The sequence below is a fragment of the Flagellimonas aquimarina genome (assembly GCF_003149745.1).
GTDB classification, from domain to species: Bacteria; Bacteroidota; Bacteroidia; order Flavobacteriales; family Flavobacteriaceae; genus Flagellimonas; species Flagellimonas aquimarina.
Window position 1 is genome coordinate 1,195,236 of record NZ_QGEG01000001.1, and the last position, 11,730, is coordinate 1,206,965.

An 11,730-nucleotide genomic window follows, 5' to 3' on the forward strand; every position below is an offset into this window, starting at 1 on the left:
GTTAATTTTAATTCAAGTGTTAAACATATATAAAAAAAATGTTAATCGAAATTTAAGTATAATGCAAGATCAAACGAAAACGGTTTCGTGTTAATAACTTTGAAATTGTGAAAGGTTGACAAAACTAAAAGAGTTAATTTATTTAAATCACAATATAATCATCTGGATTTGATGAAATTCACAATATATGGACTAATATACTATTTTTATTTTTTAGGCAACGTTAACTTCGTTATAAGAGTTTTTTATAAACTTTAAGAATGTTTTTGTTAAAAAGATTCATTTGAATAGCTTGCTTGTCTTTATTGAGTAATTTCCAAAGCCGAATTAACTAGATAAATCTTCAATATACTTGAAAGCAAAGATTACATTAAAGGATATCGCCAGAGAACTTGAAGTTTCTATTTCCACTGTTTCCAAAGCTTTGAAGAACAGTGAAGAAATTAGTAGGGATACAAAAGAAAAAATTCAAGCGTTTGCCAAACTTTACAATTATAAACCTAACAATATTGCAATAAGTCTTAAAAACAAAAGGACTAAAAACATTGGGGTTGTTATTCCTGCAATTGTGCATCACTTTTTTACCACAGTGATTAGGGGAATAGAAAAATATGCTAATGCCAAGGGCTACAATGTTATTGTATGTCTGTCAGAAGAATCCTTTGACAAAGAAGTCATAAATATGGAAATGCTGGCAAATGGCAGTATTGATGGTTTTATCATGTCCCTATCTTCAGAAACACAACAAAAAGAGGACTACAACCATTTAAAGGAAGTTACGGAGCAAGGAATACCTGTGGTGCTCTTTGATCGCATTACAAACGAGGTTGATTGTGATAAAGTAATTATTGATGATCAGTTGGGGGCATACTTGGCCACTAAGAAATTAATAGGGCAAGGAAGAAAAAAAATAGCACTGATCACAACAGATGATTATTTGAGTGTAAGTAAAGCAAGGACGGAAGGTTATAGAAAAGCACTTTCTGAAAGTGACCTTGATGTAGATGAATCTAGAATACTTAAACTATCATCAATGGAAATGGATGAGAAGAGCATTGGAGATTTTTTTGATGCAAATGAAGTGGATGCCGTCCTTTGTGTAAATGAGATATTCACTGTCTTTAGCATGCGTTTGGTCCAAGAAAAAGGACTTAGCATTCCCGAAGACATATCATTTATTGGCTTCACAGATGGATTGCTTTCCAAATATGCAAACCCCAGCCTAACTGTAGTTGCCCAGCATGGTGAAAAAATGGGCGAGATTTCTGCACAAATGTTGATAGATAAGGTAGAAAGTGAAAATGAGGAAGAAACATTCCACACTAAAATTTTGGAGCCTACCCTTGTGGTCAGAGATTCCACAATTAATTAAATTTGTTGAACCCTCTTTCCAGAGGACAGTTAATATTACTTACCAAGCATTACTTTAAATCAATGAATCAGGATTATATAAAATCGGACCTTTGGTCCATTATAGAAGAAGGTTTTGATGTGGAACAGGTCAAATCTTCCGAAAGTCTTTTTAGTCTGGGCAATGGGGCAATGGGGCAGCGTGCCAATTTTGAAGAAGAATACTCAGGAGAGACTTTTCAGGGAAGTTATATAGCAGGGGTGTACTATCCAGATAAGACCAGAGTGGGATGGTGGAAAAATGGATACCCAGAATATTTTGCCAAAGTTCTTAATGCGCCAAATTGGATAGGTGTAAATGTTTTTATAGATGAAATTTCTCTCGATTTAAATACGTGTAAAAACGTTTCCAATTTCAGAAGAGAACTTAACATGAAAGAAGGTTGGTACCAAAGGAGCTTTCAGGCTGAGCTGTCTAACACTATTGAGTTAAAGGTTAACATTACCCGTTTTTTGAGTTTGGAACTTGATGAGGTTGGAGCAATAAAAATGGAGTTGGAGTTGATGAATTCCAATGCAATGGTTAAGCTCGTGCCTTATTTGGATAGTGGGATTACCAATGAAGACAGCAACTGGGACGATAAATTTTGGAATACCACGAGGGTCGATAGCAAAAGTAATAGAGCTTACATAGAGGCCCATACAATGAAAACCAATTTTGCAACTTGCACCTTTATGCATGCAAATGCCGAATTCGATGGAGTTTCAATATCTCCTAAATTGGAAAAGAAAACAGATACTTTCATCGGACTTGAATTTGAAAAAAATGTTTCTAAAGGAGAAAGGATTTCTCTCACAAAGTTCGGGGGATACACCGTTTCTAGAAATCATGAAGCTTCACAACTAGTAGATGTGGCCAATGTGGTCATGGATCGGGCAACTACCATGGGTTATGACGCCCTTTTGGAAAAACAAAAAGAAGCTTGGGCCAACATTTGGAAAATGAGCGATATCACAATAGAAGGTGATGTAAAAGCACAACAAGGCATTCGCTTTAATATTTTTCAGTTAAACCAGACTTATTTAGGAAAAGATTCCCGATTGAACATTGGGCCAAAAGGATTTACGGGAGAGAAGTATGGCGGAAGCACTTATTGGGATACAGAAGCATACTGTTTACCGTTTTATATGGCCACCAAAAATCAAGAAGTGGCATGGAGTTTATTGGAGTATCGTTACAACCATCTGGAAAAAGCCATTGAGAATGCCCAAAAATTGGGCTTCACCAATGGAGCTGCGCTTTACCCCATGGTTACCATGAATGGAGAAGAATGCCATAACGAATGGGAAATCACCTTTGAGGAAATCCATAGAAATGGGGCTATTTCCTATGCCATATTCAACTACCATAGATTTACGGGAGACTACAGCTATATTCCTAAGATGGGATTGGAAGTTTTAATTGGTATCGCAAGATTTTGGCATCAACGCGTTAATTTTTCTCAAGATAAGCAGAAGTATGTGATGCTGGGTATTACAGGTCCCAATGAATATGAAAATAATGTCAATAACAACTGGTACACTAATTATTTAGCAAAATGGTGTATTGAATATGCTTTGGAACAGCTTAAAATAGTTGATGATCAGTATCCAAAAGACTATGATCGAGTGGTTTCTAAAACTAGCCTAACTTCTTCTGAAACGGAAGATTGGGCCAAGGTTGCCAGCAATATGTATTTTCCTTATTCTGAAAAACATGAGGTATTCTTGCAACAAGATGGCTTCTTAGATAAAGATTTGATTAAGGTCGAGGATTTGGATAAATCTGATAGACCTATCAATCAAAAGTGGAGTTGGGACCGAATTTTACGGTCTCCATATATAAAGCAAGCAGATGTACTACAGGGATTCTATTTTTTTGAGGATCACTTTAGCAAGCAATCCTTAGAAAAACATTTTGACTTTTATGAACCATTTACAGTTCATGAGTCTTCCCTATCACCTTGTGTACATAGTATACAGGCAGCCAAACTAGGCAGAATGGAGCAAGCTTACACCTTTTATCTAAGAACTTCAAGGCTAGACTTGGACGATTATAACAAAGAAGTGGAAGAAGGCCTGCACATAACATCTATGGCAGGGACTTGGATGAGCATTGTAGAAGGGTTTGGAGGTATGCGCGTGCTAAACGATATGCCTCATTTTACACCGCAGATACCAGCACAATGGAAATCGTATTCTTTCAAGGTAAATTTCAGGAACCAAATTATTACCGTTACAATTTCAGAAAAACAAGCAAGTTTTGAAATAACGGGAGACAAGAACTTAACAATCCAGGTAAATGATAAGCCATTGGTATTGACTCCTGGAAAAAGTGTTCAGGCATGAAAAGGAATCTCTACATTACCTTTTTGGTAATTATTGGGATGTTGCATTCATGCGAGCAGAAGGCCGAAAAAAAAACAGTTGAACCAACAATGAAAAAGAAAGCTGTAGTCTATCAGGTATTTACCCGACTATTTGGAAATACAAACACCACCAATAAACCATGGGGCACCCTTAAAGAAAACGGGGTTGGTAAGTTTGCTGATTTTACAGACAAAGCACTGTCCGAAATTAAGGATTTGGGTATAACGCACATTTGGTATACCGGAGTTCCCCATCATGCACTGATCAATGATTATACCGCTTACGGAATATCAAATGATGACCCAGATGTTGTCAAAGGTCGTGCAGGATCCCCTTATGCTGTTAAAGATTATTATAATGTGAACCCAGATTTGGCAGTTGACCCATCTAAAAGATTGGAAGAGTTTAAGGCATTGATTCAAAGAACGCACAAGGCAAAAATGAAGGTCATTATTGATATTGTTCCCAATCATGTGGCCAGAAATTATGAAGGGTTGACCAACCCCAATGGAGTTTCGGATTTTGGAGCAAACGATAATGTTTCAGTGGAATACGATGTAAATAACAATTTCTATTATATCCCTGAGACAGAGTTCAAAGTTCCGGAATGGCAAGATGGATATCTTCCGCTCAATGGAGAACAAAATAGACTTTCAGATTCTAAGTTTAAAGAACGCCCTGCAAAATGGACTGGAAACGGTTCTCGATTGGCGCAACCTCATGTTAATGATTGGTACGAGACCGTAAAGGTAAACTACGGTATAAGACCAGATGGCATAAAGGATTTTGAAGACCTTCCAGAAGGTTTTGATTTGAGGGATTATAAAGCCCATTTTGAATTTTGGAACAACAAAACAATTCCTGATTCTTGGAACAAGTTTAAAGATATTGCGTTGTACTGGCTGGACTTTGGAGTAGACGGTTTCCGTTTTGACATGGCTGAAATGGTGCCAGTGGAGTTTTGGAGCTATTTAAACTCCAATATTAAAATGAAAAATCCGGAAGCTTTTTTATTGGCCGAAGTATATAACCCGCAGCTTTATAGAGACTATATCCATAAAGGGAAAATGGACTATTTATATGATAAGGTTGAGCTCTACGATAGTATAAAGCACATCATGAAAGGGTATGGCTGGACAGATCATATTCCTGTTGTCCAAAAAGGAATGGCAGATATAGAGCACCATATGCTTCATTTTTTGGAAAACCATGATGAACAGCGTATTGCCAGTCCAGATTTTGCAGGAAATGCTGAGCTTGCAAAACCAGCTATGGTAGTTTCGGCTACCCTAAGTACATCACCTACCATGATTTATTTTGGCCAAGAAGTAGGAGAGTCTGGAGCCGAGGGTGCTGGCTTTGGTAAACCTACGCGTACTTCAATTTTTGATTATATAGGAGTTCCCAGCCATCAAAGGTGGATGAACAATAAAAAATTTGATGGCGGTCAATTGACCCAGGATGAGCTAAAACTCCGAGATTTTTACAAACGCTTGTTGAACTTTACAATTGGCAGTGATGCCTTGATGGGAGAATATCAAGAAATCCATTTTTTCAATAAGGACCATACGGAGAATTATGACCATAGGGTACTGTCATATGTTAGATGGTCCAATGATGAAAAACTGATAGTGATATCCAACTTTGATGTTGAAGAAAGCTATGCTTTTGAGTTGAAAATCCCAGAAGATGTTATTGCTAAATGGAATTTAGAGAATCAAGCATATGAGTTAAAAGAAGAACTCTATGGAAAAATCAATAAAACCCTTTTTGTAAAAAATGGATTAGGAAAATTGGAGATAGAGCTTCAGCCTCTAGAGTCCTTTATTTTTTCGGTAAAAGAATAAAAAAAAGCGGATTGCATAGCAATCCGCTCAAGTTCAAGGTCGGTTAATTTTCCTTAAGCTTTAGGCGCAGTTTTTTGATAAACAAGCGCAATTACGGTACCTACGATTCCATAGAAAATAACTTCTACGATTCCGTTGACCAAGGTTCCTGTCATATCGGAAGCCCCTATAACCGCATAATTAAGCAAGCCAATACCAAACCCGGTAAAGGCACCTATCCATGCGCCATATTGAAAACCTTCCTTAGCACTATGGTGCCCTCTGGCCCATTTGCTATAAACAGAACTTAAAACAAAAGCAATAATGACATTGCTTCCTGCAATAAGCCCCATGTTCATCTCTTCATTCATAACGTCTTTGAGAGCATGGGCCTCAAAAAAATCGGCTAGCAAAAACTCCCAAATACCATATCCTAACAAAAACATTGTTACGAAAGCGGCAAGTGTCGCTAATAAATTAGATTTTGAAAACATGTTAGTTTTTTTATTGGTTAATAATATGATAAAAGTATTAAATAAATTTTAACAAATTGATAAAAATTTATGCTATAAAATAGGAATATTTCCAATTATATGCGTTTTGGCCGTTATTTTTGCATCAATTTTATATCTGCCAATCTCATTTTCAAGTTGTATTTTTAGCGGTAAAAACAAATCAAAATGAAAAAAAGCTTACCATTGGCATTGATTGCTGTTTTTTTATTTAATAGTTGTAGCATGATAGATTCTAAACCGTTGGTTATTGGTCATAGAGGGGCTATGGGACATGAAACCGAAAATACATTGGCATCAGTTCAAAAAGCTATGGATTTAGGGGTGGATATGATCGAGATAGATGTATTTCAAATACATAGCGGGGAAACCGTGGTATTTCATGATGAGCGTGTGGAGAGACTTTCAAACAGTGGTGGTAAAATAGAAGATTATAACATAGTTGACCTTAAGCAACTTATCTTAGATGGAAACCACAAAATACCAATGTTGCAGGATGTGCTTAAGTTGATTAACAACCAAGTTGCATTAAACATTGAACTTAAAGGGAGCAATACTGCACTTAGGGTGGATTTCATTACAAGTGTGTACATAAGGGATAGGGGCTGGTCTCCTGAAAATATTATAATCTCAAGTTTTAAATGGGACGAGTTGAGAAAAATGCGGGAACTTAATAAAGATGTTCAAATTGCTGTTTTAACAGAAGGGGACCCTTTAGAGGCAATTTCTGTGGCAAAAGAATTAAATGCAATTGCGATAAATCCCAATTATAAAACATTGAATGAAGATAATACGGAAAAAATTCATGAAGCAGGATTTAAGATCTACACATGGACGGTAAACGAACCTGAAGACATTCAAAAAATGATGGATTATGGAGTGGACGGAATTATCACAAATTATCCCGAACGGGTAAATTAATGTATGATGTCATTATTGTTGGTGGAGGTGCTGCGGGATTTTATGCTTCGATTCAAATTGCCGAACATGCCCCACAATTAAAAATCGCCATTTTTGAAAGGGGTAAAACCGTACTTTCTAAGGTAAAGGTTTCTGGAGGTGGTCGTTGTAATGTTACGCACGGGGAGTTTTCTGCACATGATTTGGTCACCAATTACCCCAGAGGTCAAAAAGAACTGTTGGGTCCCTTTCATACCTATGCTCCAGGGGATGTAATGTCCTTTTTTGAGGAAAGAAGGGTTCCATTAAAAATAGAAGCGGACGGAAGGGTTTTTCCGCAAAGTAATTCTTCACAGACCATTATTGATTGTCTTGTTGGCGAAGCAGAGCGCTTAGGCATCAAGGTTCTTAAAAATAGTGCTGTAAAACAATTCAACAAAAACGAAAATGGAGAAGGGTGGCAGATAACAACAATGAACAAGCATTATCAATGTAAAAAAATGTTGCTAGCAACAGGTAGCAATCCAAAAATTTGGAGACAGTTGGAAGCATTGGGGCACACGATTGTTCCTCCTGTTCCATCTTTGTTCACTTTTAACATTAATGATGAAAGAATAGCTGGAATTCAGGGAATAAGTACCTATGCAACTGCAGAAGTTCCACCAAAAAAAATCTTTTCATCTAAGATCGGAGTCAAATTAAGAAGTATTCCAAAGGAAGAACCTGTCCTTCGGTCCGAAGGGCCGGTTTTAATAACACATTGGGGATTGAGCGGTCCTGCCATTTTAAAACTCTCGGCATGGGGGGCCAATATTTTACATGATTATCATTATGTGTTTAGAGTAAATATTAACTGGACTCCGGAATATACCACGGGTTCAATGGAACTGTTGTTAAGAGAAATAAAAGAAGTTGAAGCAAAGAAAACTGTTTTGCGGACCAACGCGGTGGATATTCCCAGAAGACTTTGGACAAATCTTGTAAAAGCTTCAGGAATTGAAAAAGATTTGAAATGGGCGGACCTCACCAAGGAAAAGCTTCAAAATTTAGCAGAGCAACTAACCGCATGCTCGTTTAGGGTAGAGGGGAAAAGTACGTTTAAAGAAGAATTTGTAACTGCTGGAGGAGTGGATTTAAAGGAAATCAACTTTAAAACGTTTGGTAGTAAAATACATCCAAATCTTTATTTTGCCGGTGAAATAATCAATGTGGATGCCATAACGGGAGGCTTCAATTTTCAAAATGCTTGGACAGGTGCTTACATAGCGGCAAAGGCTATTGCTTTAGAATGATTTATTGTAAAAACATAGCAATTCCGGCAGCCAAAGCACCGCCCAAAATTGGACCTACAACAGGAATCCAAGAATATCCCCAACCATGCGAGCCTTTGTTTTTAATAGGAACTAAAGCATGGACTATTCGTGGTCCAAGGTCGCGAGCAGGATTAATGGCATAACCAGTGGTGCCCCCCAAAGACAAGCCAATTCCCCATACGATCAGCGCAACTGGCAAAGCACCCAAAGATCCCAAACCAATAATGGTATTGTCTTTTGTAGCAACGGCATCAGTAAAATATAACACGGCAAATACCAATACAAAAGTTCCCAAAACTTCCGTTAGAAGATTTAAAAAAGTATTGGGAATGGCAGGAGCATTGCAAAAAACACCTCTTTTACTATTTCCATCTTCCGTAGCATCAAAATGGTCTTTGTTCATTAACCAAACAAAGAAGGCTCCAAGCATGGCGCCAATAAACTGGGCTATAATGTAGTTGGGCACATCGTAAATAGAAAATTCCCCCGCCAATGCCAATCCAATGGTAACCGCAGGGTTTAGGTGAGCTCCGCTATGGGGTCCTGCAACAACAACACCAGTGTATACGGCAAATGCCCACCCTGTTGTAATCACTATCCAGCCAGAGCCACTTCCGTAGGTTTTTTGTAACGAAACGTTTGCATTTACGCCACAACCCAATAAAATCAATAGAAATGTGCCAACAATCTCGGAGATAAAAGGAGTCATAATAAGTCTTGGTTAAAGGTTATTAGTCGCTGCAATCTAGGATTTTCCTGTCCAATATTCCAGTGCTTTAATGGCTTTGTACCATCCTTGAATGCCTTCTTCAATGGGTTTCCTTTCTGTAGATGGGTTAAAGTGAACATCGGTTTGCCATATATCCTGAATTTCCTCAGGGCTTTCCCAATAACCAACTGCCAATCCTGCTAGGTAAGCGGCACCCATAACCGTGGTTTCCACAATTTTTGGGCGAACTGTGATCGTGTTCAGGACATCAGACTGAAATTGCATGAGCATATTGTTTACGGTTGCACCTCCATCAACCCTTAACTCTTTAATGGAAATTCCAGAATCGGCTTCCATAGCTTTTAAAATGTCCATAGTCTGGTATGCAATGGATTCCAATGCCGCCCTTGCAATATGGGCATCAGTGCTTCCTCTGGTCAACCCAAAAATAGTTCCCTGGGCGTACTGGTTCCAATGTGGTGCGCCCAATCCAGCAAATGCGGGAACAAAATAGACACCTTCGGAACTATCAACCGAACTGGCCAGTTGCTCCACCTCAGAAGAAGTTTTTATAATTTTCAAACTATCCCGTAACCACTGTACAACAGCTCCAGCAATGAAGATACTTCCTTCTAATGCATAGGTAGTTTTTCCATTTATTTTCCATGCTACGGTTGTAAGCAGATTGTTTTTGGAAACAATGGGTTTTTCTCCAATGTTCATAAGCATAAAACAGCCTGTGCCATAGGTGTTTTTCACCATACCTTGTTTGGTGCACATTTGACCAAACAATGCCGCTTGCTGATCACCTGCAATACCCGCAATTGGAATTTTGGCAGCGAAAAAATTTGGGCTTGTATGACCATAAACCTCACTGGATTGTTTTACTTCCGGTAACATACTTTTTGGAATGGTTAAAAGCTCCAAAAGTTCATCATCCCAATCCATAGTGTTGATGTTGAATATTAAGGAACGGCAAGCGTTGGTTACGTCGGTAATATGAAGCTTTCCTTCTGTCATCTTCCAAATAAGCCAGGTATCAATAGTTCCCAGCACTAAATCACCTGCTTCTGCTTTTTCTCTGGCTCCTTCCACATTGTCCAGAATCCATTTCACCTTTGTGCCAGAGAAGTAGGAATCTATGACCAAGCCTGTTTTTTCGCGGATCATTTCAGACTTTCCTTGACTTTTAAGTTCATCACAGTATCCAGAGGTTCGTTTGTCTTGCCAAACAATTGCATTGTAAACAGGTTCACCGGTATTTCTGTCCCAAACCACAACGGTCTCACGCTGATTTGTAATTCCTATGGCAGCCAATTGTTCACCTTTTAGCCCTTTTTTGCTTACGGCTTCGGCAGCCATTCCAGCTTGGGTCGCCCAAATTTCATTGGCGTCATGCTCTACCCATCCTGGTTTTGGGAAGATTTGTGTGAACTCTTTTTGTGCTACAGAGATTATAGCTCCCTTTTTATCAAAAACTACGGCTCTAGAACTTGTTGTGCCTTGATCTAAGGCAAGGATATATTGATTCATTTAGTTTAATTTAATGCGTTTGAATTTACTAAAATAAATCGGAGTAGTTTTATTCGTCAAGATTATAAATTATGAAAACATATATAGCACTCTTGAGGGGAATTAATGTAAGCGGCCAAAAGAAAATTAAAATGGTCGATTTAAAGCAGACTCTGGAAAACAGTGGACTACAAAATGTAAAAACCTATATTCAAAGTGGGAATATTGTTTTTGATAGCGAGACTACTGAAACTGATATCCTTCAAGATACTATTTATGATGCAATTTTAAACGATTTTACTTTTGAAGTGCCAGTGTTAGTTAAAACGAGCGATCAAATGGAACAGATTTTGGCTGCAAACCCTTTTGCGGATGAAGTGGAAACCAACAGACTGTACTTTGTGCTGCTAAAAAAACCTCCATCTCAAAGCTTGGTGGATGAGTTTAGCCAGTTAAATTTTGTGAACGAGGACTTTAAAGTAACCAATGCATGTGTTTATTTGTGCTGTAAAAAAGGATACGGGAATGCCAAGCTCAACAACAATCTTGTAGAAAGAAAGATAAAAGTACAAGCCACAACACGTAATTTAAAGACGATGCAAAAGTTGGTTGAGATGACAAAAGAAGCTTAGACATCCAATCGGAAAAATCAATTCAATTCCCAGATTTTATAGTTAAGCAGGGAAGCAAAGAGAACCCACATTAAATAAGGGATTAGCAAAAAGGCGGCTGTTTTACTTACTACCTTGAACCATTTTATCGTCAAAATAATTAGAGTCAAGAGAAGAAGGATCACCAGTAGAGCCCAAGAAGGACTTTTGAACCCAAAGAAAACAATGCTCCAAAGCGCATTAAAAAGAAGTTGAAAACCAAAGTGATAAAGAGCAGTCTTTACCCAGATATGATGAAAACCTTTAGACCAAACTATTCCGGCGGCAATACCCATTAAGATATAAAGTGATGTCCATACAGGTGCAAAAATCCAATTGGGAGGATTAAAATTTGGCTTGTTCAAGGTCAGATACCAATCATTCACAGAACTCTGTGTAGCAAAGCTGGATAAAAAACCTATAAGCAGGCAAACGGTAATAGCAATTAGGATGTAAACAACCTTTTTCTTCATGATTGGCACAATTCCCCCTAAAATAAGAATTTATTTGTACCCATATTCCTTCAAGCGCCTTGCATCTTTTATATTT

At 37.9% G+C, this 11,730-nt stretch carries 10 protein-coding genes; 6 read left to right on the top strand and 4 right to left on the bottom strand.

What is annotated here, in order from left to right:
* Window positions 1-352 precede the first annotated feature (352 nt).
* From DKG77_RS05465 to DKG77_RS05475, 3 genes are all read left to right on the top strand, one after another.
* A complete protein-coding gene (locus tag DKG77_RS05465) occupies window positions 353-1,372 on the top strand; it encodes a LacI family DNA-binding transcriptional regulator (RefSeq protein ID WP_109660943.1) in 1,020 nt (339 codons plus the stop codon).
* Between the two features lie 62 nt (window positions 1,373-1,434).
* A complete protein-coding gene (locus tag DKG77_RS05470) occupies window positions 1,435-3,738 on the top strand; it encodes a glycoside hydrolase family 65 protein (protein WP_109660945.1) in 2,304 nt (767 codons plus the stop codon).
* Complete coding sequence (locus DKG77_RS05475; protein ID WP_109660947.1) at window positions 3,735-5,606, top strand: alpha-amylase family protein; 1,872 nt, start codon at window positions 3,735-3,737, stop codon at window positions 5,604-5,606. The genes DKG77_RS05470 and DKG77_RS05475 overlap by 4 nt, the downstream gene beginning before the upstream one ends.
* Before the next feature lie 53 nt (window positions 5,607-5,659).
* Here the strand turns inward: DKG77_RS05475 and DKG77_RS05480 are convergent, their stop codons facing one another.
* Complete coding sequence (locus tag DKG77_RS05480; protein WP_109660949.1) at window positions 5,660-6,079, bottom strand: hypothetical protein; 420 nt, start codon at window positions 6,077-6,079, stop codon at window positions 5,660-5,662.
* 186 nt (window positions 6,080-6,265) lie between these two features.
* Between DKG77_RS05480 and DKG77_RS05485 the strand changes: the two genes are divergently transcribed.
* Window positions 6,266-7,018, top strand: coding sequence for a glycerophosphodiester phosphodiesterase (locus DKG77_RS05485; RefSeq protein ID WP_243414851.1), 753 nt, complete (start codon window positions 6,266-6,268; stop codon window positions 7,016-7,018).
* Window positions 7,018-8,289, top strand: a complete 1,272-nt coding sequence (locus DKG77_RS05490; protein WP_109660951.1) for a BaiN/RdsA family NAD(P)/FAD-dependent oxidoreductase — start codon at window positions 7,018-7,020, stop codon at window positions 8,287-8,289. Before DKG77_RS05485 ends, DKG77_RS05490 begins: the two co-directional genes overlap by 1 nt.
* A gap of 1 nt (window position 8,290) precedes the next feature.
* Here DKG77_RS05490 and DKG77_RS05495 read toward each other — a convergent pair whose 3' ends face one another.
* Together DKG77_RS05495 and glpK are read right to left on the bottom strand one after the other, a co-directional pair.
* Window positions 8,291-9,019, bottom strand: coding sequence for an MIP/aquaporin family protein (locus DKG77_RS05495; protein ID WP_109660953.1), 729 nt, complete (start codon window positions 9,017-9,019; stop codon window positions 8,291-8,293).
* A gap of 36 nt (window positions 9,020-9,055) precedes the next feature.
* Window positions 9,056-10,552, bottom strand: a complete 1,497-nt coding sequence (gene glpK, locus DKG77_RS05500; protein WP_109660955.1) for a glycerol kinase GlpK — start codon at window positions 10,550-10,552, stop codon at window positions 9,056-9,058.
* A 71-nt stretch (window positions 10,553-10,623) separates the two neighbouring features.
* Between glpK and DKG77_RS05505 the strand changes: the two genes are divergently transcribed.
* Window positions 10,624-11,163, top strand: coding sequence for a DUF1697 domain-containing protein (locus DKG77_RS05505; RefSeq protein ID WP_109660957.1), 540 nt, complete (start codon window positions 10,624-10,626; stop codon window positions 11,161-11,163).
* A 17-nt stretch (window positions 11,164-11,180) separates the two neighbouring features.
* Here the strand turns inward: DKG77_RS05505 and DKG77_RS05510 are convergent, their stop codons facing one another.
* Window positions 11,181-11,654, bottom strand: coding sequence for a TspO/MBR family protein (locus DKG77_RS05510; RefSeq protein WP_109660959.1), 474 nt, complete (start codon window positions 11,652-11,654; stop codon window positions 11,181-11,183).
* Between the last annotated feature and the right edge of the window lie 76 nt (window positions 11,655-11,730).

Excerpts from the sequence above, each read along its gene's own strand:
- DKG77_RS05470 (WP_109660945.1), top strand. The coding sequence starts at position 1,435 with ATGAATCAGGATTATATAAAATCGGACCTTTGGTCCATTATAGAAGAA.
- DKG77_RS05475 (WP_109660947.1), top strand. The coding sequence starts at position 3,735 with ATGAAAAGGAATCTCTACATTACCTTTTTGGTAATTATTGGGATGTTG.
- DKG77_RS05480 (WP_109660949.1), bottom strand. The coding sequence starts at position 6,079 with ATGTTTTCAAAATCTAATTTATTAGCGACACTTGCCGCTTTCGTAACA.
- DKG77_RS05485 (WP_243414851.1), top strand. The coding sequence starts at position 6,266 with ATGAAAAAAAGCTTACCATTGGCATTGATTGCTGTTTTTTTATTTAAT.
- DKG77_RS05490 (WP_109660951.1), top strand. The coding sequence starts at position 7,018 with ATGTATGATGTCATTATTGTTGGTGGAGGTGCTGCGGGATTTTATGCT.
- DKG77_RS05495 (WP_109660953.1), bottom strand. The coding sequence starts at position 9,019 with ATGACTCCTTTTATCTCCGAGATTGTTGGCACATTTCTATTGATTTTA.
- glpK (WP_109660955.1), bottom strand. The coding sequence starts at position 10,552 with ATGAATCAATATATCCTTGCCTTAGATCAAGGCACAACAAGTTCTAGA.
- DKG77_RS05505 (WP_109660957.1), top strand. The coding sequence starts at position 10,624 with ATGAAAACATATATAGCACTCTTGAGGGGAATTAATGTAAGCGGCCAA.
- DKG77_RS05510 (WP_109660959.1), bottom strand. The coding sequence starts at position 11,654 with ATGAAGAAAAAGGTTGTTTACATCCTAATTGCTATTACCGTTTGCCTG.